Source organism: Mumia sp. zg.B17 (genome assembly GCF_019550915.1).
In the GTDB taxonomy this organism is placed as follows: domain Bacteria; phylum Actinomycetota; class Actinomycetes; order Propionibacteriales; family Nocardioidaceae; genus Mumia.
In genome coordinates this window covers 170,251-194,094 of record NZ_JAHWCI010000001.1, presented here as the reverse complement: position 1 = coordinate 194,094, position 23,844 = coordinate 170,251, and the positions used below count along the sequence as shown (strand labels likewise).

Sequence of the window (23,844 nt, the reverse complement as noted above, 5' to 3'; positions counted from 1 at the left end):
CAGGACGGCGGCGAGGCAGCTCCTCGGCGACATTGGCCCCTCCCCGCCCTCTCCTGTAGACAAAGCAACCCCGAAGATTAACAGGCCCACCGGATGCGAGTGACCGAAACCCTAGTCCGCACGACCCTGCGCAAGGGCCGCGACGAGCACCGGATCGAGGTACGGCGCGAGCGTCCGTGCATAAGTCGCTGTGAGATGTGAGCCGTCGAAGTAGACCGGAACTCCACCGACTGCCGCTTCGCAGACCTCGTCGCGACAGATGTGGTCGGTCAGGTCGGCGACAGACGCCGTGCCGATCTCGCTCGCTGCGTCGACCGCGGGTTCCTCGGGCAACCAGTCGGAACGCTTCCCCTCGCACACTCTGAAGTCGTCGGGGGATGCCGCGAGGCAGTCTGGGATCGACCGGCCAGGTGCGGGCGTATCACGCACGACCACCGTGGGAGCGCCCGAGCGACTGATCTGCCGCAGGACCGCGGCGTAGCCCTCACGGTATGCCGCTGGAGCGTCGTCGTCCTCCGTGTTCGCGAGGCCGGCGGACATGCGGTTCGACATCACCACGAGGTCGTACCCGGCCGCGAGCCGATCGGTGACCTTCTTCCCCCACTCGCGGCAGCGCCTCGACTGGGACTCTGTGTCGAATCGTTGGTTGACGTCAGCGTACGCGCACCGCGACGCCAAGTAGGTGGTGATCCGCCAGCCCCGAGCCGCCGCGATCTCCTCGAGAGCGGGCAACCATTGACCGGCGTGCGAGTTGCCGACAAGCGCGACGGAGACGTCGGCGTCACGCTCGCCGAAGGTGCAGGTGACGACCGGGAAGTCCGGGAGGTACGACCAGCAGTCCTTGCCGCCCGACACCTTCGCGTAGGCGTTTGACTTGTCCTCAGCCGCTGCCGCGGGGGTCGGCACGACGGGTGTCGAGGTTGTCCTTCCGCATCGTTCAGGATCGTCGAGCGCCGCCGCGCCGAAGCACGCCGGGTCCGAGGCCATGGCGCGCGCGAGCGCAGCCTCCGAACTCGACTGGCGGCGATCGACCTCGGCGACCTGTGCCGCAGCCAGCCCGACGACGGCCACCATCCCGATTACCGCCATGAGGTACGTCGTCCTCAACGAGGTGCCCTTCCGGTCACCGCGAAACCGATCCTCCACATACCGCTTGGTCAGGTCGGCAAGAACCAGGGTGGTGAGAACGACGATGACGGCGGTGAGTGCATTCAGCTCGCGCGCCCCGGTGGCGTACGGGACCAGCACCACGAGTGGCCAGTGCCACAAGTAGACCGAGTACGAGATACCACCCAGCCACTGCACGGGCCGGTTGGCGAGGGCGGAACCCAGGGTGCTGCCCACGGGCGCGTCCGCGACGATGACCAAAGCGGTCGCGAGGACGGGCACCGCGGCATACCAGCCAGGGAACGGCGTCTCACGTGTGTAGACCATCGCCACGACGACGACGATTGCCAAGCCGACGAAGGCAATCACCACCCGCAGGCTCGCAGAGCGGATGAGACGACCGGTGCGTGCCCGCCCGACGGCGACCGCGACCAACGCGCCGACGCCCAGCTCCCAGACCCGCGTCGGGGTGACGAAGTACGCCGACGCAGGTTCGGTCGCCGTCGCGTAGACGGACCACGCGAACGAGACCAGAACGACCCCACCGAGGCCAACGGGCAGCACCTTCGGCGCCAGCTGGCGAGCGCGAAGACGGACGGCGAGCGCGGTCAGGAGGAGGAGGAGCACGGGCCAGAAGGCGTAGAACTGCTCCTCGACGGATAGTGACCAGAAGTGCTGCACTGGCGTCGCCGCATTCTCGGCCGCGAGATAGTCGACGGAATCGCTGGCAAGCAACCAGTTGGCGAGGTACAGGGCGGCAGCACCTGCCTGTCGTGCGGTGTTCTCCCACTGCGTCTCTGGTGCCACCAGTCGGGACGCGACGAGCGTGCATGTCAGTACCAGCAAGGAGGCCGGCAGCAGCCTTCGGATCCGCCGCGACCAGAACACCGCGAGGTCCCGGCCGGTGCGCGGGGGTCTGCGGAGCAGGTGAGAGGTGATGAGGAACCCGGAGATGACGAAGAAGACGTCGACTCCGACAAAGCCGCCGCTCAACGACGACGGCCAGACGTGGTAGACGACGACCAGAGTCACCGCGACGGCGCGGAGGGCCTGGATGTCCGCGCGAGTGCCGCGCGTCGGCACCAGCTCACTCGCCGTGCCAGCGACCCGCTGAGCACTGTCGACAGCCATGCTGCACTACCTCGTTCAGTCGAAATATGACGTTCGGGCCAGGGTAGGCCGCGGTTGACACTAGTCGAGCAGCCCGGCCCTGGTCAGCGCCTGCCTGAAGTAAGGGGCCAGGGTGCGAGCGTAGGTGATCGTGACGTGGTTGCTGTCGCGGTAGACGTTGGCGCCGCCGATCACAGTTGGGCACACCTCGTCGTCGCAGTACCAGCGCGTCATGTCCAGGTGGAAGGCGCGCTTGCGGCCAGCCCTCTTCGCCGCCTCCTCGTACGGGTCGAAGAGGCTGTCGACGGACTCCTGCCGCGACAGCGCACATGTGTCGACACCCTCGGCACCCACCTTGACCAGGCAGATGTTCGGGTCGGACTCCGGCGTCCGGCCGCCTTCGGGATTGTCGCGGAGGGCGACGATCGGGACCTTGGCGTCGATCGCGGGCTTCCACACGTCCCGGACGAACTGCTGCCACAGCATCCGCGGCACCCAGATCAGCACCGCGACCAGCGACGCCGCGAGCACCAGGTACCCCGAGATGACGAAGAAGACGTCGACCCCGTGGTAACCGCCCGGCAACCGGTTCGGCCACAGGTGGAAGATCACCACCAGCCCGACTGCGACGGCGCGCAGCCCTTGGATCTCGGGCGCCGCATCTGGGTTGCTGCGGGCGGGTGCTCCTCGACCGTGGGGCGAGCGCGCGGGCTCGGGGTGGTCGGGGACATCGCAAAGCGATGTACCTGCCGGGGGAACGCGTCCAGACCGGGCCAGGCACGCTCAGGGCCTGACCCCCCTACCCTGGACCGATCACCGTCCGTCCCAGAGGAGCACCATGTCCGACGCTGTCCCGTCGTTGCAGGCGATCGTCCCCGCGGGCGGCGCGGGAACACGGCTCTGGCCCGTGTCGCGCACCTCTCACCCGAAGTTTCTGCTCGACCTGACCGGAACCGGCCGTTCGCTTCTCCAGCAGACGTACGACCGCTTGGTCCCGCTCGTCGGTCCCGGCGGTGTGAACGTCGTTACCGGCGTGCGACACCGTGATGCGGTGGCCGCCCAGCTGCCCGAGCTTGGGGAGGCCAACCTGGTCGCCGAGCCCGGACCCCGCGACTCGATGCCGGCGATCGGTCTGATGACCGCGCTGATCGCACGACGCGACCCCGACGCGATCGTCGCCTCGTTCGCTGCCGATCACCTCGTCGCAGGTGCGGAGGAGTTCGCCGACGCCGTCCGCCAGGCGGCCGCCGCGGCCGCCGCGGGCTACGTGACCACGATCGGGATCGCCCCGACCGCCCCCTCGACGGCCTACGGCTACATCGAGAGCGGTGCCGCCCTCGAGGGGGTGCCGGGCGCACCGGACGGCAGCGTAGTGACCCGCTTCGTGGAGAAGCCGGACCTCGACTCCGCGCGCGAGTACCTCGCCTCCGGGCGGTTCCGGTGGAACGCGGGGATGTTCGTCGCTCGCGCCGACGTCCTCCTGGAGCACCTGAGTCACCAGCAGCCCCGGATGCGCGAGGGCCTGGACGTGATCGCCGACGCGTGGGACGGGCCCGCCCGGGCGGCGACCCTCGACGAGGTCTGGCCGACGCTCACCAAGATCGCGATCGATCACGCGATCGCCGAACCGGTCGCGGCCGTCGGTGGCATCGCCATCGTCCCCGGCACCTTCGGCTGGACCGACGTCGGCGACTTTGCCGCCGTGGCGGAGGTGCTGTCCGGCACGGAGGGCCGGACGGCGGCGCTCGGCGACCCCGCCCTGGTCGCCTCGGTCCGCAGCAGTGGACTGGTGGTCACGGACCGGCGCACGGTGTCGGTGCTGGGTGTCGAGGACGTGGTGGTCGTCGACACCCCCGACGCCGTCCTGGTCACGACGACGACGCACGCCCAGGAGGTCAAGTCGCTGGTCGCGCACTGGCGCGACGCCGGTCGTGACGACCTGCTCTGACCCCCTCCCGAGAGCGACCGTGCTCAGAAGTCGAGGAGCCCGAGCAGATACGCCCCGTATCCGCTCTTGACCAACGACTCGGCGCGCTCGCGCAGCTCGTCATCGGTGAGGAACCCGGCACGCCAGGCGACCTCCTCCGGGCATCCGATCTTGAGGGCTTGACGGCTCTCGATCGTCCGCACGAAGTTGGACGCATCGTTCAACGAGTCGAACGTCCCGGTATCGAGCCAGGCAGTTCCGCGAGGCAGGATCTCCACCTGGAGCCGCCCCGCGTCAAGGTAGACCCGATTGAGGTCAGTGATCTCCAACTCGCCACGCGGCGACGGCTTGAGGGATCTGGCTATCTCGACCACGTCGGAGTCGTAGAAGTAGAGCCCCGGAACCGCGAAGTTGCTCCGCGGGTGGGCAGGCTTCTCCTCCAGCGACAACGCCTTGCCGGACTCGTCGAATTCGACGACGCCGTACGCGGTCGGGTCGCTGACCTGGTACCCGAAGATCGCCGCGCCCTCGAGCGCGTCGAAACGCGTGAGCTGTCCACCCATGCCAGGCCCGTAGAAGATGTTGTCGCCCAGGATGAGCGCGGCCGCGTCGCCGTCCAGGTGGTCCTCGCCGAGGAGGAAGGCCTGAGCGAGTCCGTCGGGGCTGGGCTGCTGGACGTAGGACAGCGAGATGCCGAAACGGGAGCCGTCCCCCAGCAGCCGCTGGAACTGCGGCGCGTCCTCGGGTGTGGTGATCACGAGAATGTCCCGGATGCCGGCGAGGACTAGCGTCGACAACGGGTAGTAAATCATCGGCTTGTCGTAGACGGGGACGAGCTGCTTGCTCGTCCCCAAGGTGATCGGGTGCAGCCGGGATCCGGTCCCGCCGGCCAAGATGATGCCTCGCATGCCGTCATGGTAGGGGGCAATCCGGCGCGCGCTCGATGCGCGACCCCCCAAGCACGGCACGATAGCCCCATGACGCGGGAGACCCTTGACACGATCGGCCTACGGCGAGGCGTGCCGCAGGCCTCCGACGATCGTGACTACCTGACCACCTACGAGGCAGCCGTCGGCCGTATGCGGGCGCCGTTGACGGACGTGGTCGTCGTCGCCCGCGGGTACGCGATCGCACTCGGCAACACGTTCGCCGAGCGATACCCGGACTCGACCGTGCACGTGCTCGCAGGCGAGTGGAAGCCGCCCGAGGGCGTCGAGGATCAGGACCCGCTGTCCAACGTGCACGTCCACCACTGGCAGCGCACCGACGACCTCGTGGCCGTTCTGTCCACGCAGCCACGTCCGCAACTGCTCGTGCTGGCGCTGCACCGGAAGACGGAGGCCAAGGTGGCCGCCCTGCGAAAGGTGCACGGGTTCGTCCAGGCCGAAGGCGTCCTCGCGGTCGAGAACATCGACCGAGCCCCCACGGACGTATCGACGTCGCCGGCCGGGGACTCCTTGCGCTCCGTGATCGAGGAGGCTGCTCGTCGGGCGCCCGAACCTCCGCCGAAGCACGGCTGGTCCACGTGGCTCGACGCCTTCGCCCAGTCGATCGGCGACGTCACCTACCACGGGCAGCTCGCCCTGGTGTCCAAGCGCGAGACGCTGGGGCGCACGCTGCGCGGCGAGGAGACGGTCGAGGTGCTCGCGGCCCGTTACGGGGAGGCCAGCCCGGTGACGGTACTCGAGTCGCAGCCGGGCTTCCCGTTCGAGGGCTGTGCCAGGGTCGCCTCCCACGGACGGGGACCCGAGCTCGCGAGCGGGCCGTTCACAATCCCGACGCTCGAGCTGCGCCACTACTCTCGTGCCCTCGTCTACCCGCGCCAGCTGGTGGCCTACGACGAGTACTGGCTGCCCGACACGTTCCGACACCAGCATGCGACCCGCCTCCGGCACCGAGGGATCCTGAAGTCCGGCGACCACCTGGCGATGGTACGACCGGACTGGCGGCCGGCACGACGGCGCCGCTGGGATGGCCCGCTGTACTACCTCGACACCGAGTTTCCCGGACACTTCGGCCACGTCAGCACGGAGGTCGTGTCACGGATGTGGGGCTGGGAGCGGGCACGGCAGGAGTTCCCCGAGATCCGTCCGCTGATCTCGCTACGACCGGGCACGTCGACGGTGCCAACCTTCATGCGCGAGATCTTCGACGCCTACGGCATCCCCTCGTCGAGGCTCGTCGTGCAGCAGGGAGACGAGATGCTCGAGGTCGCCGACATCGTTGGCGCCGACCCGGAGTTCGAGAACCCGCGGTTCGTCTCCCCCGCCATCGTGCAGACCTGGGAGAGGATCCGCGACGCGTTCGCCTCGGTGGAGCCGCCCGTCCGCGCGGAGCGCATCTTCGTCACCCGAACGGCTCGTCGCCTCTGCCAGCAGGCACCCGAGATCGAGCGGTTCTTCGCCGACCGTGGTTTCGCGATCGTCAGACCCGAGGACTACTCGTACGGAGAGCAGGTCCAGCTCTTCGCCCAGGCCCGGATCATCGCTGGCTACGGCGGGAGCGGGATGTTCACGATGATGCACGCTCCTCACGCTCGCGTGATCCTCATCTCCGGCGACGGGTACTCCGCGAAGAACGAGGCGCTCATCGGGGCGGTCAACGGCAACGAGGTGCACTACTTCTGGGGCCGGACGCAGAGGAGCGACCCCGACCCGAGCAGGCGTCGGGTCGCCTTCGGTGATGACTTCACCTTCAATCTCCGCCGTCACCGCTGGGCGTTGCGCCGGCTTCTCAACTAGAGCCACCTGCTCGCTACCCTGGTGCGATGCGGAAGATTCTCGTGACCGGCGGCGCCGGGTTCATCGGCTCCAACTTCGTCCATCACCTGGTCGAGACGACCGATGCCTCGGTCACCGTCCTCGACAAGCTCACGTACGCGGCCAACCGCGAGGCGATCGACGCGCTTCCCTCCGACCGCGTGAGCATGGTCGTCGGTGACGTCGCCGACGCCGAGGCGGTCGACCCGCTCGTCGCCGACCACGACGCGGTCGTCCACTTCGCCGCCGAGTCGCACAACGACAACTCGCTGTCCGACCCGAGCCCGTTCGTACGCACGAACCTCATCGGCACCTTCACGCTGCTCGAGGCCGTTCGCCGCCACGGCACGCGTTTCCACCACGTGTCTACCGACGAGGTCTACGGCGATCTCGAGCTCGACGACCCGGCACGCTTCACGGAGACGACGCCGTACAACCCGTCGAGTCCCTACTCGTCGACGAAGGCCGGATCAGACCTGCTGGTGCGAGCGTGGGTCCGGTCGTTCGGCGTCGCGGCGACGATCAGCAACTGCTCCAACAACTACGGCCCCTTCCAGCACGTCGAGAAGTTCATCCCCCGTCAGATCACCAACGTCCTCGACGGCCGGCGCCCGAAGCTGTACGGCCAGGGTCTGAACGTCCGCGACTGGATCCACACCGAGGACCATTCGAGTGCCGTCCGCACGATCCTGGAGAACGGCAGGATCGGCGAGACCTACCTGATCGGCGCCGACGGCGAGAAGAACAACCGCGAGGTCATCGAGACGATCCTCGAGCTCATGGGCCAGCCTGCCGACGCGTACGATCTCGTCACCGACCGTCCGGGCCACGACATGCGCTACGCGATCGACTCGACCAAGCTGCGCAACGAGCTGGGGTGGGCACCGCAGTTCACCGACTTCCGCGCCGGTCTCGAGGCGACCATCGCCTGGTATCGCGACAACGACGCCTGGTGGCGTCCCAAGAAGGAAGCCGTCGAGTCGAGGTACGCCGAGGTCGGTCAGTGAGCTCCGGTCCCACCGTCCGCTCGACGCCGATCGACGGTCTGCTCGTCGTCGACCTGCCTCTGCACGGCGACAATCGCGGGTGGTTCAAGGAGAACTGGCAGCGCGAGAAGATGGTCGCGCTCGGCCTCCCGGACTTCGGCCCCGTCCAGAACAACGTCTCCTACAACGCCGCCGCCGGCGCGACCCGCGGCATCCACGCCGAGCCGTGGGACAAGCTCGTGTCGCTGATGACCGGCAAGGCGTTCGGGGCCTGGGTCGACCTGCGACCCGGCCCCGGTTTCGGGACGACCGTCACCGTCGACCTGCACCCGGGCGTGGCGGTCTTCGTCCCGCGCGGAGTCGGCAACTCCTACCAGGCGCTCGAGGACGGCACGACCTACGCCTACCTCGTCAACGAGCACTGGCGGCCCGACGTCGTCTACACGGCGGTCGCGCTCGACGACCCGGCGCTGGGCATCGACTGGCCGATCCCGATCAGCGAGGCGGAGGTCTCCGACAAGGACCGCGCCAACCCGCTGCTGGCCGACGTCACGCCGATGGAGCCGCGTCGCGCGCTGATCCTCGGCGGGTACGGCCAGCTCGGGCGCGCGCTGCGAGCGGTGCTTCCCGACGCCGACGCCGTGGACCTCGACACGTTCGACATGACTGACCCTGGTGCCTACGAGACGATCGACTGGTCGCGCTACGACACCGTGATCAACGCCGCCGCCTACACCGCGGTCGACACCGCCGAGACACCGGAAGGCCGGGTGGCGGCCTGGGCCGCCAACGCGACCGCGCTCGTGCACCTCGCGACCACCGCCGCGCGACACCGGTTGACCGTCGTCCACGTGTCCAGCGACTACGTGTTCGACGGCACCCGTGAGGTGCACGACGAGTCGGAGCCGTTCTCTCCGCTCGGCGTGTACGGGCAGACCAAGGCCGCGGGTGACGCGGTCGTCTCGACGATCGCGCGCCACTACGTCGTGCGGACGAGCTGGGTGATCGGCGACGGCGGCAACTTCGTCCGCACCATGGCGCGCCTGGCGAAGGACGGCGTCAGCCCGTCGGTGGTCGACGACCAGCTCGGGCGCCTCACGTTCACGACCGAGCTCGCCCGGGGCATCGTCCACCTGATCGAGACGAGCGCTCCGTACGGGGTCTACAACCTCAGTGGAGGCGGCGCGCCGATGTCCTGGTACGACGTCGCACGCGAGGTGTTCGCGCGCTGCGGCCGCGATCCGCAGGACGTCACCCCGATCTCCACCGAGGCCTACGGCGAGGGCAAGGAGCTTGCACCGCGGCCCCGGCACTCGGTGCTGGACCTGACCAAGATCGAGTCCACCGGGTTCGAGCCGCTCCCGGTAGGTGAATCCCTGGACTCGTACCTCGCTTGACCTCCCGGACGGACCGTGGTTCTGGCTACAGTGTCGTGCAACCCGCCCTCAGGAAAGAGACACACGTGAGCCACGCTGCGCGGTCGTTCGCCGTCCGACGGATCAAGCCCCTGGTCAGCGACGCCGCCTGGGCGCGGCTCCGAGACCCGCTGGGACGGCGCGCCGCCCGCGGGCCGGCCGCGAAGTCGCGGACAGAGCACCTGGCGGAGATGGACCTCACGCAGCTGGCGAAGCACTTCCGGACCGACAAGTGGGGCAACCACCGTTACACCCCCCACTACGAGTACCACTTCGCGCCCCTTCGTGACGAGAAGATCAACGTTCTCGAGATCGGCATCGGCGGCTACGCCCGCGAGGGCCGTGGGGGCAAGTCGCTTCGGATGTGGAAGCACTTCTTCCGCAACGCGCAGATCGTCGGACTGGACATCGCGGACAAGTCGTTCGTCGACGCCGAGCGGATCACCACCTACCGCGGGAGTCAGACCGACCCCGAGGTGCTCCAGCGCATCATCGACGAGGTCGGCGAGCTGACGATCATCATCGACGACGGAAGCCACCGCTCCGAACACGTGCGGGCTTCCTTCGCCTACCTGTTCCCGCGGCTCGCCGACGGCGGGTTCTACGCGATCGAGGACACTCAGACCTCGTACTGGCCAGAGCGCGGCGGCAGCGAGGACCTCGACGACCCGACGACGACGATGGCGCTCGTCAAGTCCCTCGTCGACGGCCTCAACCACGAGGAGTTCGTGGACGAGGCGTACGAGCCCAGCTACACCGATCGTCATGTGGTGGCCGTCCACTGCTACCACAACCTGGTGATCATCGAGAAGGGCGACAACCTGGAGGGCACCCGCCGTCGAGCCATCCTGCGGGCCCGGTACGCAACTCCGGCGTGATCTCCTGGCGCGTGGCCTGGCAGGAGGGGTTGTACGGGCCCGGCGGCTTCTATCGCCGCGAGCACCCGGTCGACCACTTCCGCACCTCGGTGCACGCCTCCGACGCCTTTGCCGCAGCGGTGCTGACCTACGTACGCCGTGCCGGCCTGAGGGCGGTGGTCGACGCTGGCGCGGGCCGCGGCGAGCTCCTTCGGACCCTCGACGCCGCCGCGCCGGGTGAGCTGGACCTTCACGGCGTCGACCTCCGGCCCCGCCCGGACGACCTCCCGCCGACGATCGGCTGGAGCCCTGAGGTCCCCGACGGCGTCGACGGCCTGCTGATCGCCAACGAGCTGCTGGACAACCTCCCGTGCGACGTGGTCGAGCGCGACGAGGACGGGGCGCTGCGGGTGGTGATGGTCGACCCGGCGACCGGCGAGGAGGAGCTCGGCCCGCTCGTGCGCGACCCGGACACCCTGGCGTGGCTCGACCGTTGGTGGCCGTGCCCCGACCCGGGTGAGCGCGCCGAGGTGGGCCTGTCGCGGGAGGCGTGGTGGCGGGACGCGGTCGGCAGGGTGGTCCGAGGAGCGGCGATCGCGATCGACTACGGCCACCGCGCCGACGACCGTCCTCCGTTCGGCAGCCTGCGGGCCTACCGCAGCGGCGCGGAGGTCGACGTGGTCCCCGACGGCACCCGCGACGTGACGGCACACGTCGCTGTCGATGCCCTCGCGGACGCCGTGGGCGGCACCCTGCGTCGTCAGCGAGATGTGCTGCGCGACCTGGGTGTCGTCGGCGCCCGCCCTCCGCTCACGCTCGCCTCCACCGACCCGCACGCCTATCTCGCCGCGCTGGCGGCGGCCTCCGAGGCCGCCGAGCTCACGGCGGCCGGCGGTCTCGGTGACTTCTGGTGGATCGTGACCGAGGTCCCCTGACCGGACGACCCCGGAGCCCCGTCACTCGCGTCGGCGCACGTCCAGCGTTCCGTCGGCGTACGCCTTGCGCAGCACCTTCTTGTCGAACTTGCCGACCGAGGTCCGGGGTACGGCCTCGATGAACGTCCACGCCTCAGGCAGCTGCCATGCCGCGAAGGACCCCGCGAGGTGGTCTCGCAGCGCCTCGGGAGTCACGTCGGCGCCCGCGCGGACCACGACCGTCGCGAGGGGGCGTTCCTGCCACTTCTCGTCGGGGATCCCCACGACCGCGGCCTCGACGACGTCCGGGTGGGCCATCAGCGCGTTCTCGAGGTCGACCGACGAGATCCACTCACCGCCCGACTTGATCACGTCCTTCGCGCGGTCGGTCAAGGTGATGTAGCCGCGTGGATCGATCGTCCCGACGTCACCGGTGCGGAGCCAGCCGTCGGAAAACTTCTCGGGGTCGTCGTCAAGGTAGTAGGAGCCGGTGATCCACGGGCCACGCACCTCGACCTCTCCGACCGCCTCGCCGTCGTGCGGCAGCTCCTCTCCACCGTCGCCGACGAGCCGCGCCTCGACGCCGCCCAGGAGCCGGCCCTGGCCGGCGCGGAAGCGCCACGCCTCTTCCTCGTCCACGCCGAGCGGCGGCTTCCCGGAGGTGGCGACGGGAGAGGTCTCCGTCATGCCCCACGCTTGCTGGATGCGCACGCCGTGGCGGTCCCAGAGCGCGCGCTGCAACGACTCCGGGACGGCGGAGCCGCCGCAGAGGACGGTGCGCAGCGAGCTCAGGTCGGAGGGGTGCTCGTCGATCCGGCCGAGGATGTCGTTGAAGACCGTCGGCACGCCGCCCGCGAGGGTCGGGCGCGTCTCCTCGATGAGGCGTACGAGCGGCTCGGCCTGGAGCCAGCGGTCGGGCATCACCAGCGACGCGCCGACCAGCACGGCCGCGTACGGGAGGCCCCAGGCGTTGGCGTGGAACATGGGGACGATCGGGAGCACGCGATCCTCCGGGCCCATCCCGGCGTTGTCGCCCATCGCGATCGACATCGAGTGCAGGTACGCCGAGCGGTGGCTGTAGACGACGCCCTTGGGGTGGCCGGTGGTCCCGCTCGTGTAGCACATCGCGGCGGCGTCGTGCTCGTCCACCGACGGCCACGCGAAGTCGTCGTCGGGGGCAGCGGCGAGCTCGTCCTCATAGCGCAGGACCGTCCTACCCGACGCCTCTAGCGGGCTGAGGTCGGCCTCCGCGGCCTCCGGCCCGGCCACCAGGACGTGGGTGACGGTCTTCATCTGCGGGAGCACCGCCGCGAACGGCGCGACGAGCGAGGCGTCCACGACGACCACCGCATCCTCCGCGTGGTTGACGACGTAGGCGACCTGCTCGGGGAACAACCGGATGTTGACGGTGTGCAGGACCGCGCCCATGGCCGGCACCGCGAGATAGCACTCGAGGTGCTCGACGTTGTTCCACATGAAGGTGCCGACACGCTGGTCACCAGTCACCCCGAGCCCTCGCAGCACCTGCGCCAGGCGCGTTGCTCGGCGGCCGATCTCGCCGTACGTGCGGGTCCGGGTGCCGTCGGGGGTGGCGGTGACGACGGTGGCGTCGGCGTACGCGGTCGTGCCGTACCGCATGAGGCGGCCGAGGCTGAGGGGGACGTCCTGCATGGTGCTGCGCATTCGGGGCCTCCGAACGAGTGTGGCGTGGCTCACACAGTGTGCCGGAGGTTCCCGTTTTCGTCATCGGCTAGCAGGGACGAGCCCCACTTGTCTGGACTTTTCACAGACTGGAGTTGCCGAGTCGGTGACGGACCCTCACGGTGGGGGAACACGTGGCCGCCGCGGGGGCTCGACGTCTTCGGCGAACGGTGGCCTCAGGCGAAAGGACGATCCCTTGCGCTCCACCTCCCCACCCCGACCTTGGTCCACGATCCTCGCGACCGCCGCAGGCATCGCACTCGCAGCCTCCGCGCTCGTCGGCAGCGGCACGTCAGCCGGTGCCGGACAGCGCGACGACGGTCTGGAGGCGGCCCTCGCCGCGGCGGCCGAGGACGCCCCGGCCGCGCTGCAGACGCCGTTCGAGCAGTCCGGCGGCGCGACCTGGACGACCCACCCGCAGTCCCTGGCGTTCTACCGCCAGCTCGACGCCTCCTCGCGACGCGTCACGGTCGGCACCATCGGCCGTACGACGCGGGGCCGCCCGCTCCAGCTCGTCTCGATCGGCTCTCCCGCGCCGAAGTCGCAGGCCGAGGCGGCCGGTGGCTCGGTCGCGATGTTCGTCTGCTCGGTTCACGGCAACGAGCCCTCCGGCCGCGAAGCCTGCATGAAGCTCGCCCGCGACCTCGCTACGAGCACCGACGCCACGGTGACCCGGTTCCTCGCCCGGACCACGGTGCTCATCGTCAACGCCAACCCCGACGGATGGGTGGCCAACACCCGCGGCAACGCCGACGGCGTCGACGTCAACCGTGACTACCTCGAGCTGTCGACGCCGGAGGGCCGGGCGATCACGAAGGTGATCCGCGACTGGAACCCCGACGTCCTCAACGACCTCCACGAGTACGGTCCCAACCAGTACTACCGGACCGACCTGCTCCACCTCTGGCCGCGCAACCGCAACGTCGACGACCAGGTCCACTCGCTCAGCAAGGAGATGAGCGAGGAGTACTCCGCCGCCCAGGCGCGCAGCGAGGGCTTCACCGCCGGGATCTACGGCCAGTACGTCAAGGACGGCGAGCCGTTCCTCCAGGTGGCCGGAGACGAGCAGGTCCGGATCCTCCGCAACTACGCGGGGCTGGTGAACGTCGTGGGCATGCTCAGCGAGACCGCGACCCGTCCGCTCAACGACGAGGAGGCGGCCGACGTCCGCGTCCTCAACAACCGCCGGGTCGACACCAACTACGCGAGCGCGCTCGGGTCGACGCAGATGGTCGCCGAGAACCGCGCGACGCTGGCTCGGGAGACCGCGGCCGCCGCCGAACGGCAGCGCGAGCTCGGCGCGACGCAGGGCGGGGTCGTCTATTTCGGGGGCCAGGACGACATGCTGCCGACCGATCCCGACCAGGTCGAGCCCGAGCCGATGTGCGCCTACCAGATCACCGAGGCGACCTTCCAGGACCTGCGTCGGACGCTGCGTCTGCACGACCTGAAGGCCACCCGCAACGCCGATGGTCGAGTGGTGAGCCTCGCGCAGGCGAACCGCGCGCTCGTGCCGCTGATGTTCGACACGCGGTCGGAGTACCGCCTCGCCGAGGGGACGCCGCTCGAGACCTGCTGACGCCGTCACCCACCGCAGGACTCGCAGCTGCGACCGCCGTCTGGTCGCAGCTGCGAGTCCTCTGTCATCGGACGGTCTGGCGGAGCGTCAACGGACCCGGAGCACCGCGCGCGCCGACGAGCCGGTGAAGGCGGACGAGCCGCCGTACACGATGCGCAGCGCGTGCTTGCCGCGCTTCTTCAGCCGGGACAGCGTCACGGTCACCGCGCCGCGCCTGGCCGCCGTGAGCGTCGCTCTGCCGACCCGCTTCTTGCCGTCGAAGACGGTGACCGTGCCGGTGGGACGGATCGTCGTGCCGCGGCCGGTGACGGTCACCGTCACCTTCGCCCGCTGCTTGCGGGTCACCTTCTTCTTGGACAGTCGGACCTTCGCGCCCGTACCCGCCTTCGTGATCCGCACGGCGGTGCGTGCCGCCGCCGTCGTCGGCGAGAAGTCGGCACGGTACGACGCGATGATCTGGTGCGTCCCGACCGCGAGTCCTGCTGGGACGGCCACCGTCGCCGCACCCCGTGACAGACGCACGGTGCCCAGCGACCGGCTGCCCGCCGTCAGCGCCACGGTCCCCGCCGCGTAGGTCGCGCCACGAGCGACCGACACCCCCACCCGTGCGGCCCGTCCGTACGTCGTGACCGCAGGCGTGACCGTCATCCGGGCAGTAGCCGCGAAGGGTGTCGCCGAGTAGTAGACGGTCCAGATCAGCGGGCCGAGGTCGGCACCGGCGGCGACCCCGAGAACCCGCGCACCCGCCACGGTGGCGCGCGTCTCGCCGATCGCCTGGGACCAGGTGGGCTCCCCGCCGCCGGACAGGCCCGCGACGGACGCCAACGCGATGCCCTTCTCTGTCCTCGCGGTCTGGCCCGGGTGACGGTAGGTCACGTCAGCGCGCAGCTCACCGGTCATGCCCTGGGTCACCCACTCGAGGTCGGAGACCACGACCTCCCGGCGCGGGCTGGCCAGCCGGACGACGCCACCGGCCTGGATCCTCGCCGGGTACGCCTTGCGCATGTCCGTGATCGGGAATCGGAACCGGTCGGTGAACCTCGGATCGCGCACCGCTCCGCCCGAGAGCGTGACGCTGCCGCCCTCGGCTGCCACCGTGGCTCGAAGGGTGTCGCTGACGCCCCACACGAAGGCGGAGTTGGGCCGGTCGTACGGCGCCCCTGCCGGCGCCGGGCCGGGATAGCGCAGCTCCTGCCGGACCACGACGGAGCCGCTGCCGGTGACGGGGCCACCGGTGGTCGGCGTGAACGTCGCGGTGACCACCCCGGTGCCGACCGTCAACGGGCCTGACACGCTGCCGGCGTAGACCGCGTCCGAACCCTCGACCGGCTCGAGCGTGACCGTCTTGCCGTCGAAGGCCGCTGTCATCGTGCCCGTGGTGACGTCACCGGTCACGGTGAACGAGACCCAAAGGCTGCTGTCGGCCCACGCCTCGGTCCAGCCGTTGTAGCTGAGGGTGCTCTGCTCGGCCTTGGCCGGCGAAGCCGCCAGGACTCCGGCGGCGAGCAGGACGGCGACGAGGGCCGCGACCAGGCGCCTCGCGTCGAACGAACCCCCGCTCCGACCGTTCCAAGGGCTGGGAGCGTTCAGGCGAAGGGTCGGCACGGGTCTCCTCGGTGTCGTAGCGCGCCGCCGCGCGCGGGCACATCATTGCACCGCGCGGGTCAACCCGTCTCCTCTCGCCTGCAGTCACGGCGCCGCTAGGCTGAGCGGCATGCCGAGCGACGAGGTCTCCCCTCCCCGCACGCTGACCGTCGGCGTCGGTGCGGGCTCGGCGGGCTTCGGGCACGAGCGCGGCGGCGGCGTCGACCTCGGCACCACCGACATGGTCCTCAACGTGGGCCCCCAGCATCCCGCCACCCACGGTGTCCTGCGGCTGCGCCTGACGCTGGACGGTGAGCGCATCGTGCACTGCGAGCCGATCGTCGGCTACATGCACCGTGGGGCCGAGAAGCTCTTCGAGGTCCGGGACTACCGGCAGATCATCGTCCTGGCCAACCGTCACGACTGGCTCTCCGCCTTCTCCAACGAGGTGGGCGTCGTCCTCGGCGTCGAGCGGATGCTGGGCCTCGAGGTCCCCGAGCGCGCGACCTGGGCACGCATGCTGCTCTCCGAGCTCAACCGAGTCCTCAACCACCTCATGTTCATCGGTTCGTACCCCCTCGAGATCGGTGCGATCACGCCGATCTTCTACGCCTTCCGCGAGCGAGAGACGATCCAGGAGGTCATGGAGGAGCTCTCGGGCGGGCGCATGCACTACATGTTCAACCGCGTGGGCGGCCTCAAGGAGGACCTCCCCGCCGGCTGGCTCGGTCGCGTCGGCGCTGCGACCGCGGCCGTGCGCAGCCGCCTCGGGCAGATCGAGGACATGTTGCTCGGCAACGAGATCTTCGTCGCCCGCACCCGAGGGGTCGGTGTGCTGTCGCCCGAGCTCGTCCAGGCGTACGGCGTCTCCGGGCCGATCGCCCGCGCGTCGGGTGTCGACTTCGACCTTCGACGTGACCAGCCCTATCTCGCGTACGACGAGCTCGTCGCCGACAAGACGCTGCGGGTGGTCACCCGTCACGAGGGTGACAGCTATGCACGGTTCGCATGCCTCCTCGAGCAGGTGCGGGTGTCGCTCGACCTCGCCGACGCCTGCGTGGCCCGGTTGCGCGAACTGCCGCAGGGGCCCGTCAACGTCAAGCTCCCCAAGATCCTCAAGGTCCCGGAGGGCTCGACCTACACGTGGACCGAGAACCCGCTCGGCATCAACGGCTACTACCTGGTCTCACGGGGAGAGAAGACACCGTGGCGCCTGAAGATGAGGACGGCGTCCTTCAACAACATCGCGGTGCTGCCCGAGATCGTGCGCGGCTGCGTCGTCGCGGACCTGATCGCGATCCTCGGCTCCATGTTCTTCGTGGTGGGCGACATCGACAAGTGACGCCGGGCGGTGTGCCCGACGCCACGGCGGGTCGATCTGCCGACTCCCGCCGCGCGCTCTAGGGTCGGTGCGTGGGAGACGTGTGGGCGGTGAGCGACATCCACGGGCACCGTGACGCGCTGGTGGAGGTCCTGAGGTCTGCCGACCTGATCGACGAGGACGAGCACTGGTCGGGCGGCGACGCTCGGCTGTGGTTCCTCGGCGACTACGTCGACCGTGGGCCGGACGGCATCGGGGTGATCGACCTCGCGCGCCGCCTCGAGGGTGAGGCGGCCGACGCGGGCGGCTCTGCCTCGGCAATCCTCGGCAACCACGAGATCCTCATGCTCGGCATGCACCGCTACGGGCCGACGCCGGTCCCCAGCGACGGCCGCTACAGCTTCGAGGCCAACTGGATCGGCAACGGCGGTGTCGTCAGCGACCTCGAGCGTCTCGACCAGGACCGGATCGACTGGCTCACGACGCTGCCGGTGATCGCCACCGACGCCGACCACCTGCTCCTGCACTCCGACACGACGGCCTATCTGCTGTGGGGCGACTCCGTCGACGAGGTCAACGCCGCTGTGCGCGCAGAGCTGGAGATGCCCGATCTCGACACCTGGTGGGAGATGTGGCGCAGGTTGACGACGCGCTACGCGTTCGCTCGAGAGGACGGCGTCGCGGCTGCGGAGCAGATGCTGGGCGCGCTCGGTGGCCGACGCATCGTCCACGGGCACACCATCGGCGCGCTGGTGCGGGGCGGGCCGGTGACGCCCGAGGACGAGCCCGTGCTCTATGCGGACGGGCTCGTCCTCGACATCGACGGCGGGATCTATCTCGGCGGTCCGTGCCAGCTCGTCCGGCTCGACGAGCCTGATCTCCCCGGACCTCGCAGCTAGCCGAGCAGGCCCTCGTCCTCGAGGAACTTCTTGGCGACGTCGGCGGGCTTCTCGCGGTCGACGTCGACCGCGGTGTTCAGGTCGGCCAGCTTGTCCGTCGTCAGCTGGGCCGACAGCTCGTTGAGGGCATCGGCGGCACCCTTGTTGTCGGCGAGCCACGTGGTGTTGACCGCCGGGATCAGGTTCTGGGCGGGCTGGAGACCCTTGTCGTCCTCCAGGAGGACGAGACCGTCGTCCTCGAGCGAGCCGTCGGTCGTCGCGACCTGCACGAGCTGGACCTCGCCGTTGGCGGCGGCGTCCTTGCCCTCGCGGGTGCCGAAGCCGAGCGGGAGGACCTCCGTGATGTCGATCCCGTAGACCTCCTTGAGACCCTTGGCACAGTCCTGCCGGTCCTTGCAGTCGCGAGCCGCGGCGAGCTTGATGGGCTGCTTGGTGGCAGCGAGGTCGGACAACGTCGTGACCGAGTTCTTGTCGGCGAACTCCTTGGTGACGGCGTACGCGTTCTGGTCGGTCGCCTCGGCCGGCTCCAGCAGCGTCACGCCCGCGCCCTCGGCGAGCACGCTCACCTTGTCGAGGGAGTCCTCGACGTTGTTGCTGGTGACAGGCGTCGACCCGGCGCCGTTGGCCTGGTCGTTGAGGTAGTCGCCGATGCCGGAGAGGTATTCGGGGACGACCTGCACCTTGTTGTCGGCCAGCTGCGCCATGTAGATGTCGCGGGTGTCGACGAGCTTTTGAGTCACGTCGTAGCCCTCGTTCTCGAGCACCTGGGTGTAGAGCTCGGCGAGGATCTGCATCTCGGTGAAGTTCTGACCGGAGAGGGTCACCGATCCCTGGGAGCTGTCACCTCCACCGTTGTCGTCGTCTCCGCAGGCGGACAGCGAGACCAGCGCTGCGGCACAGACCAGGGCGGCGGCAGAGCGTCGGAGGCGCCGCAGTGTCGTGCTCTTCATCGGGGTTCCTTCCGTCACGACTCGGCGGCCGTGCTGTCTCGGGATCGGGCTGTCATCTCCGGCATCTGGACAAGACCATCATGGCGGGAACCGGTGACACGACGCATCGGGTCGACGCGCCGCTCGACGACGGCGGCGAGTCCCTCGAGGACGAGGGCGCCGCCCGCGACGAGGATGGCGCCCGCGATGACGTAGTCGTAGGAGTTGTTGCTGAAGCCGTAGGTGATCACGTTGCCCAGGCCCGGCCCTGCCACGAGGGCCGCGATGGTGGCGGTCGCCCACAGCTGCACGAGCGCGAGACGCACCCCGTTGGCCACCATCTGCGACGCGAGCGGGAGCTCGATGCGACGGAAGACCTGCCACTCGCTCATGCCGGTCCCCCGGGCAGCCTCGACGATCTCGGCGTCCACCTCGCGGACGCCGACGTACGAGTTGGTGATCACCGGCGGCAACCCGAACAGCACGAGCGCGATCAGCGTGGCCAGCCCGGCGCGTCCGTACGGCCCGAGCGTGGCGGTCCCGATCGGTCCCAGCGCCAGGAGCCCGAGCACCGCGAAGACGGGGACCGCGCGTCCGACGTTGGACACGTTGATGGCGAACGTGCCGCCCCGGCCGCGGTGACCCAGCCAGAGGGCGAGCGGGAGACCGACGACGAGGACGAGGACCAGCGCCGTCACCGTGAGCAGGACCTGCTCGACCAGCTGGGTCCACAGGCCGTCGCTGCCCTTCCAGCTCTCCGGCTCCAGGAGGAGGTCGATCGCACCGGCGAGCTCGTTCATGCGGCGGCCCCTCGCGTCCACGGCGTCACCAGACGGGCGAAGGCGACGATGACGAGGTCGAGGAGCACGGCCAGGACGACGCACAGGACGCTGGTCGTCAGCACCTGCGCCTTGAAGCTGTCGTCGATGCCGTTCGCGAGCATGTTGCCGAGTCCGCCGTAGGCCACGATCGTGCCGAGGGTCACCAGGGCGACGGTGGAGACGGTGGCGACGCGAAGGCCGGCCATCACGATCGGCAGCGCGAGCGGTGCCTCGATCCGCGTCAGCAGCCGGAGCCTCCCGTACCCGAGGCCCGTCGCCGCCTCCACCACCTCGTCCGGCACGCTGTCCAGCCCGGCGAGCACGTTGCGCACGAGGATGGACAGCGAGTAGAGCGCGAGCCCGATCACGACCGTCGTCGGGGTCAGACCGGTCGCCTGCGCGAGGATCGAGAACATCGCCAGCGACGGGATGGTGTAGACGAGCGTGGTGCTGCCGAGGAGCAGCGAGCGTGCCTTCGGACGGTGGCGGGCAGCCAGCGACAGCGCGACCGCGAGCACCAGTCCGAGCACCACCGAGGTGACCGTGAGGAGCACGTGCTGGACGGTCGCCTCCCACAGCTCCGGCGCGTAGCGGGTCACGTACTCGGGGCAGACCCACGAGTTGACCGTCCGTGCGTAGCAAGGGGGGTCGGCGGCGAGCACGGCGACGTTGCTCGCGTCGGCGACTAGGCTCACGTCATGCAACCTACCGAGGATGCGATGATCGTGCTCGAGCACGTCGGCAAGCAGTATCCCGACGGGTCGGTCGCCGTCGGCGACCTCTCCCTCACCATCCCCCGAGGGGCGCTCGTCGCCCTGGTCGGGCCGTCGGGGTGCGGCAAGTCCACCACGCTCAAGATGGTCAACCGCCTCATCGAGCCCACGTCGGGCCGCATCCTGGTCGACGGCGAGGACGTGCTGAAGGCGGACCCCGTGGAGCTGCGCCGCGGCATCGGCTACGTCATCCAGCAGGTGGGGCTCTTTCCGCACCAGACGATCCGCGAGAACGTCGCCACGGTGCCGACGCTGCTGCGCTGGAACCGCAGCCGGGCGCGAGCGCGCGCCGACGAGCTGCTCGACCTCGTCGGTCTAGACCCGTCGACGTACGCCGACCGCTATCCGCACCAGCTGTCGGGCGGCCAGCGTCAGCGGGTGGGCGTAGCGCGCGCCCTCGCCGCCGATCCGCCGGTCCTCCTCATGGACGAGCCGTTCGGCGCGGTCGACCCGATCGTCCGCGAGCGGCTGCAGGACGAGTTCCTGCGTCTGCAGCACGACCTGGGCAAGACGGTCATGTTCGTCACCCACGACATCGACGAGGCCGTGCGCCTCGGCGACCGCGTCGCGGTGCTCGCCGGCGGAGGAGACCTCCGCCAGTACGACTCACCCGCCGCGGTGCTCGGCAAGCCCGCCGACGACTTCGTCGCCGAGTTCGTCGGCGCGGACCGCGGGCTACGCAGGCTCGCGGTCACGCCGATCGACGTCGCTGACCTCGAGGACGCCCCGTTGGTGCGCGAGGACGCGACGGTCGCCGACGCGCGGCGGGTCGCCGAGGAGGCCGGGGTGTCCTCGGCGCTCGTGGTCGACGACGCGGAGCGGCTCGTCGGCTGGGCGCCCTCGGACCACCTCGATGGCTCGAGCGACCTCCGGGTACGACCGATGAAGGCTTCGGTCCACCGCTCGGCGACGCTCAAGGACGCGTGGTCGGTGATGCTCCGCTACGACGCCGGATGGGTGGCGGTGCTCGACGACGACCGGCGGCTGCTGGGCGTGCTCACCCCCGACTCCTTGCACGCGGCGCTGCGCCGCTCGGTGCGGGTGACCGAGCCGGTCTGACGAGGCCGCGAGAGCCGGTCAGGCTTCCTTGGCCTCGGGCAATGTCGCCTCGTCCGCCGGAGCGACGTGCTCCGCGTCGTCGGCCGCCTGCGCGCGAGCGGCGGCAGTCGCCTCCCAGCTGAGCAGGTCGACGATGGTGGGGACGTCGGCGCCGTCCCACAGCGTCATGGTCGAGGGCGCCGGCTCCTCGAGCTCTCCGCGCAGCGCCTCCACCTCACGCTGCAGGAGCTTGCGCTGAGCGTCGGTCTCCTCGGTGCGCGCCTCGGCGAGCCGAAGGGTGCCGTTGAGCTCGGCGATCCGCTTGGTCGTGATCGAGAGGGTCTCGTTGACCGCCTCGACGAACTCCATGTTCTCGCGGGTGCGGTCGATGGTGATGTCACGGTAGGCCTGAGCCTGCTCGGCGCGGTCCTTGAACCACTCGCGGCGCGTCTCCATCACCTCGTCGGCGACCACGCGCGCGGCCACCGCTCCGACGACGACCGCCGTGATCGCCGCCGCGATCAGTGTCCCCTGCGAGGCTGTCACCACCGCAACCGCAACGAACGCGGCAGAGGCCGTGAGGAACATGCTTGCGACGAGGATGCGCGTGGAGCGCTGACGGCGGCGATCGTGGGACATGGCAGAACAGTACGCTACGACTACGCCGCCGCAGGCGACCGACACCGCCGCGACGAGAGCGGTCTCAGGCCTGGGCCGGAGCGTCCTCGTCGTCGTCGTCCTTGGGCACCTCGCAGGCACGCTCGAGCGTGAGCGCCGCGGCCAGCGCGAGGAGTGCCGCCACGGCGGCTGCGGCGGAGTGGACGACGCGCTCACGGGGCAGCGCCAGCTCCATGTCGCCGGCGAAGGACAGCGCGAAACCGACGTAGTAGCCGGCGATCAACGCGGTCACGATCGCCGACGCCTTGGCCAGGGCGAGCAGCCGCAGGGCGCGTGTCGGGTGCATCGTGCGGCGCTCGCGGTGCAGCGACTGGAAGGTCGTCCAGGCGAGGAACGCGAGCGCGCCGGCGAGGAAGAGCATCGTGCCGGCGGCGACCCACGACACCGTGGGCGCAGGCTCGCCACGCCACTCGACGAACGGCCGTAACCCTCGCCCGACCGCGAGACCGACGACTCCCAGGACGGCGAGCTGGACCGGCGACGACCGGCGGAGCGGGCGAGAAGGCATCGGCGTCAGAGGAGGATCTCGAGGTCCTCGCGCCGCCTCACGCCGGAGGTGTCGAGGCCCTGGGCGAGGTCGACGACGAAGCCCTTGCCGGGGATCTCACCCTCGAGGTCGAGCTCGAGCCACGGCATCAGCACGAACGCGCGCTCGTGGGCCCGCGGGTGCGGGAGCGTCAGACGCTCGTCCTTCGCGACACGGTCACCGACCACGATGAGGTCGACGTCGAGCGTGCGAGGTGCGTTCTTCTCACCGCGCTCGCGGCCGAACGCGTCCTCGATCGCGAGGCAGCGGTCGAGCAGCGTGTGCACGGTGAGGGTGGTGTCGATGAGCACGACGAGGTTGAGGAAGTTGCGCGAGCCCTCGGGCGCGTCGACGGGCTCGGTCTCGTACACCGACGACACGGAGACGATGGTGACGCCGGGGGTGTCCGCGAGCGCCGCGACGGCGCCCTGCACGCTGTTGAGCCGCTCTCCCAGATTTGACCCGACAGCGATCACGGCCTGCCGGATCGGGCGCATGCCTCCGGTCATCGTGTCGGCATCAGGCATGTGCGGGTTGGGCGTCTCGGTCACGTACGGCTCCGCTCTATCGTCACGGCGACATCGGAGAACGTCACCGCTATCGGTGCATCGGGCTTGTGGACCGTGACGCTCGCCCACCGCACCGGCTCGAAGCCGAAGCAGATCCGCAGGATCCGGAGCGCGAGCGTCTCGATCAGGTCCACCGGGTCCGACGCGATGGCGTCCGCGACCCGTTCCGACAACGTACCGTAATGAACCGACGCGGCTAAGTCCCCGGTCTCCCCCGCGGGCGAGAGATCGAGCGCGAGCACGACGTCGACGACGAACCGCTGCCCGTGCTCGCGCTCGTGCGGCAGCAATCCGTGGTAGCCGTACGCCTCGATGCCCGTGACGGTGATCCGGTCCAGGTCTGGCGGCATG

General features: G+C 69.8%; 22 protein-coding genes. 10 read left to right on the top strand and 12 right to left on the bottom strand.

Going from position 1 to position 23,844, the window contains the following annotated elements; genetic code table 11:
* Positions 1-111: 111 nt before the first annotated feature.
* Both KV097_RS00945 and KV097_RS00940 read right to left on the bottom strand, forming a co-directional pair.
* Positions 112-2,238, bottom strand: coding sequence for an acyltransferase family protein (locus KV097_RS00945; RefSeq protein ID WP_220364844.1), 2,127 nt, complete (start codon positions 2,236-2,238; stop codon positions 112-114).
* A 60-nt stretch (positions 2,239-2,298) separates the two neighbouring features.
* A complete protein-coding gene (locus KV097_RS00940; RefSeq protein ID WP_220364843.1) occupies positions 2,299-2,832 on the bottom strand; it encodes an SGNH hydrolase domain-containing protein in 534 nt (177 codons plus the stop codon).
* A gap of 223 nt (positions 2,833-3,055) precedes the next feature.
* Here KV097_RS00940 and KV097_RS00935 point away from each other — a divergent pair, with 223 nt between their 5' ends.
* Complete coding sequence (locus KV097_RS00935; RefSeq protein WP_220364842.1) at positions 3,056-4,165, top strand: mannose-1-phosphate guanylyltransferase; 1,110 nt, start codon at positions 3,056-3,058, stop codon at positions 4,163-4,165.
* Between the two features lie 23 nt (positions 4,166-4,188).
* Here the strand turns inward: KV097_RS00935 and rfbA are convergent, their stop codons facing one another.
* The gene (gene rfbA, locus KV097_RS00930) at positions 4,189-5,052 is read right to left on the bottom strand and encodes a glucose-1-phosphate thymidylyltransferase RfbA (protein WP_220364841.1); all 864 of its coding nucleotides are present in this window, start codon (positions 5,050-5,052) and stop codon (positions 4,189-4,191) included.
* A gap of 69 nt (positions 5,053-5,121) precedes the next feature.
* Here rfbA and KV097_RS00925 point away from each other — a divergent pair, with 69 nt between their 5' ends.
* The 5 genes from KV097_RS00925 to KV097_RS00905 all read left to right on the top strand — a co-directional run bounded on the left by KV097_RS00925 (position 5,122) and on the right by KV097_RS00905 (position 11,096).
* Positions 5,122-6,885, top strand: coding sequence for a DUF563 domain-containing protein (locus tag KV097_RS00925; protein ID WP_220364840.1), 1,764 nt, complete (start codon positions 5,122-5,124; stop codon positions 6,883-6,885).
* A gap of 26 nt (positions 6,886-6,911) precedes the next feature.
* Positions 6,912-7,910: a dTDP-glucose 4,6-dehydratase gene (gene rfbB, locus KV097_RS00920; RefSeq protein WP_220364839.1), complete on the top strand. Its 999-nt coding sequence runs from the start codon at positions 6,912-6,914 to the stop codon at positions 7,908-7,910.
* Positions 7,907-9,286, top strand: coding sequence for a bifunctional dTDP-4-dehydrorhamnose 3,5-epimerase family protein/NAD(P)-dependent oxidoreductase (locus KV097_RS00915; protein WP_220364838.1), 1,380 nt, complete (start codon positions 7,907-7,909; stop codon positions 9,284-9,286). The genes rfbB and KV097_RS00915 overlap by 4 nt, the downstream gene beginning before the upstream one ends.
* 65 nt (positions 9,287-9,351) lie before the next feature.
* Positions 9,352-10,182: a hypothetical protein gene (locus KV097_RS00910; protein WP_220364837.1), complete on the top strand. Its 831-nt coding sequence runs from the start codon at positions 9,352-9,354 to the stop codon at positions 10,180-10,182.
* Positions 10,179-11,096: an SAM-dependent methyltransferase gene (locus KV097_RS00905; RefSeq protein WP_220364836.1), complete on the top strand. Its 918-nt coding sequence runs from the start codon at positions 10,179-10,181 to the stop codon at positions 11,094-11,096. Before KV097_RS00910 ends, KV097_RS00905 begins: the two co-directional genes overlap by 4 nt.
* Positions 11,097-11,117: 21 nt before the next feature.
* Here KV097_RS00905 and KV097_RS00900 read toward each other — a convergent pair whose 3' ends face one another.
* Positions 11,118-12,758 carry a long-chain fatty acid--CoA ligase gene (locus tag KV097_RS00900; RefSeq protein ID WP_220364835.1) on the bottom strand — a complete coding sequence of 547 codons (1,641 nt, stop codon included), beginning with the start codon at positions 12,756-12,758 and terminating at the stop codon, positions 11,118-11,120.
* 214 nt (positions 12,759-12,972) lie between these two features.
* On the opposite strand from KV097_RS00900, the gene KV097_RS00895 reads away from it, so the two are divergent.
* Positions 12,973-14,355, top strand: a complete 1,383-nt coding sequence (locus KV097_RS00895; protein ID WP_220364834.1) for a M14 family zinc carboxypeptidase — start codon at positions 12,973-12,975, stop codon at positions 14,353-14,355.
* An 87-nt stretch (positions 14,356-14,442) separates the two neighbouring features.
* Here KV097_RS00895 and KV097_RS19580 read toward each other — a convergent pair whose 3' ends face one another.
* Positions 14,443-15,960, bottom strand: coding sequence for an Ig-like domain repeat protein (locus tag KV097_RS19580; RefSeq protein ID WP_220364833.1), 1,518 nt, complete (start codon positions 15,958-15,960; stop codon positions 14,443-14,445).
* A gap of 109 nt (positions 15,961-16,069) precedes the next feature.
* Between KV097_RS19580 and KV097_RS00885 the strand changes: the two genes are divergently transcribed.
* Together KV097_RS00885 and KV097_RS00880 are read left to right on the top strand one after the other, a co-directional pair.
* On the top strand, positions 16,070-17,281 hold the full coding sequence (locus KV097_RS00885) for an NADH-quinone oxidoreductase subunit D (RefSeq protein WP_220364832.1): 1,212 nt from the start codon (positions 16,070-16,072) through the stop codon (positions 17,279-17,281).
* Positions 17,282-17,352: 71 nt separating this feature from the next.
* Positions 17,353-18,159: a metallophosphoesterase gene (locus KV097_RS00880; RefSeq protein ID WP_220364831.1), complete on the top strand. Its 807-nt coding sequence runs from the start codon at positions 17,353-17,355 to the stop codon at positions 18,157-18,159.
* Here KV097_RS00880 and KV097_RS00875 read toward each other — a convergent pair.
* Genes KV097_RS00875 through KV097_RS00865 form a run of 3 tightly spaced genes read right to left on the bottom strand, consistent with a single transcriptional unit; the run spans position 18,156 to position 20,604 of the window.
* Positions 18,156-19,109 (bottom strand): ABC transporter substrate-binding protein, encoded by a 954-nt coding sequence (locus tag KV097_RS00875; protein ID WP_220364830.1) that lies wholly within the window; start codon positions 19,107-19,109, stop codon positions 18,156-18,158. The genes KV097_RS00880 and KV097_RS00875 overlap by 4 nt on opposite strands.
* A 14-nt stretch (positions 19,110-19,123) precedes the next feature.
* Complete coding sequence (locus KV097_RS00870; RefSeq protein WP_220364829.1) at positions 19,124-19,888, bottom strand: ABC transporter permease; 765 nt, start codon at positions 19,886-19,888, stop codon at positions 19,124-19,126.
* A complete protein-coding gene (locus KV097_RS00865; RefSeq protein WP_301022112.1) occupies positions 19,885-20,604 on the bottom strand; it encodes an ABC transporter permease in 720 nt (239 codons plus the stop codon). The genes KV097_RS00870 and KV097_RS00865 overlap by 4 nt, the downstream gene beginning before the upstream one ends.
* Before the next feature lie 3 nt (positions 20,605-20,607).
* Between KV097_RS00865 and KV097_RS00860 the strand changes: the two genes are divergently transcribed.
* Positions 20,608-21,741, top strand: a complete 1,134-nt coding sequence (locus KV097_RS00860; protein WP_374106967.1) for a betaine/proline/choline family ABC transporter ATP-binding protein — start codon at positions 20,608-20,610, stop codon at positions 21,739-21,741.
* An 18-nt stretch (positions 21,742-21,759) separates the two neighbouring features.
* Here the strand turns inward: KV097_RS00860 and KV097_RS00855 are convergent, their stop codons facing one another.
* The 4 genes from KV097_RS00855 to folB all read right to left on the bottom strand — a co-directional run bounded on the left by KV097_RS00855 (position 21,760) and on the right by folB (position 23,843).
* Positions 21,760-22,359, bottom strand: a complete 600-nt coding sequence (locus tag KV097_RS00855; RefSeq protein WP_220345445.1) for a hypothetical protein — start codon at positions 22,357-22,359, stop codon at positions 21,760-21,762.
* 64 nt (positions 22,360-22,423) lie between these two features.
* Positions 22,424-22,906: a DUF3180 domain-containing protein gene (locus KV097_RS00850; RefSeq protein ID WP_220345446.1), complete on the bottom strand. Its 483-nt coding sequence runs from the start codon at positions 22,904-22,906 to the stop codon at positions 22,424-22,426.
* A gap of 5 nt (positions 22,907-22,911) precedes the next feature.
* Positions 22,912-23,475, bottom strand: coding sequence for a 2-amino-4-hydroxy-6-hydroxymethyldihydropteridine diphosphokinase (gene folK / locus KV097_RS00845; protein WP_220342254.1), 564 nt, complete (start codon positions 23,473-23,475; stop codon positions 22,912-22,914).
* Positions 23,472-23,843, bottom strand: a complete 372-nt coding sequence (gene folB / locus KV097_RS00840; protein ID WP_308289289.1) for a dihydroneopterin aldolase — start codon at positions 23,841-23,843, stop codon at positions 23,472-23,474. Before folB ends, folK begins: the two co-directional genes overlap by 4 nt.
* Position 23,844 lies beyond the last annotated feature (1 nt).

Coding starts and splice junctions, on each gene's coding strand:
- KV097_RS00855 (WP_220345445.1), bottom strand. CDS start 22,359: ATGTCCCACGATCGCCGCCGTCAGCGCTCCACGCGCATCCTCGTCGCA.
- rfbB (WP_220364839.1), top strand. CDS start 6,912: ATGCGGAAGATTCTCGTGACCGGCGGCGCCGGGTTCATCGGCTCCAAC.
- KV097_RS00860 (WP_374106967.1), top strand. CDS start 20,608: ATGCAACCTACCGAGGATGCGATGATCGTGCTCGAGCACGTCGGCAAG.
- KV097_RS00935 (WP_220364842.1), top strand. CDS start 3,056: ATGTCCGACGCTGTCCCGTCGTTGCAGGCGATCGTCCCCGCGGGCGGC.
- KV097_RS00925 (WP_220364840.1), top strand. CDS start 5,122: ATGACGCGGGAGACCCTTGACACGATCGGCCTACGGCGAGGCGTGCCG.
- KV097_RS00850 (WP_220345446.1), bottom strand. CDS start 22,906: ATGCCTTCTCGCCCGCTCCGCCGGTCGTCGCCGGTCCAGCTCGCCGTC.
- KV097_RS00900 (WP_220364835.1), bottom strand. CDS start 12,758: ATGCGCAGCACCATGCAGGACGTCCCCCTCAGCCTCGGCCGCCTCATG.
- rfbA (WP_220364841.1), bottom strand. CDS start 5,052: ATGCGAGGCATCATCTTGGCCGGCGGGACCGGATCCCGGCTGCACCCG.
- KV097_RS00885 (WP_220364832.1), top strand. CDS start 16,070: ATGCCGAGCGACGAGGTCTCCCCTCCCCGCACGCTGACCGTCGGCGTC.
- KV097_RS00945 (WP_220364844.1), bottom strand. CDS start 2,238: ATGGCTGTCGACAGTGCTCAGCGGGTCGCTGGCACGGCGAGTGAGCTG.
- KV097_RS00875 (WP_220364830.1), bottom strand. CDS start 19,109: ATGAAGAGCACGACACTGCGGCGCCTCCGACGCTCTGCCGCCGCCCTG.
- folB (WP_308289289.1), bottom strand. CDS start 23,843: ATGCCGCCAGACCTGGACCGGATCACCGTCACGGGCATCGAGGCGTAC.
- KV097_RS00870 (WP_220364829.1), bottom strand. CDS start 19,888: ATGAACGAGCTCGCCGGTGCGATCGACCTCCTCCTGGAGCCGGAGAGC.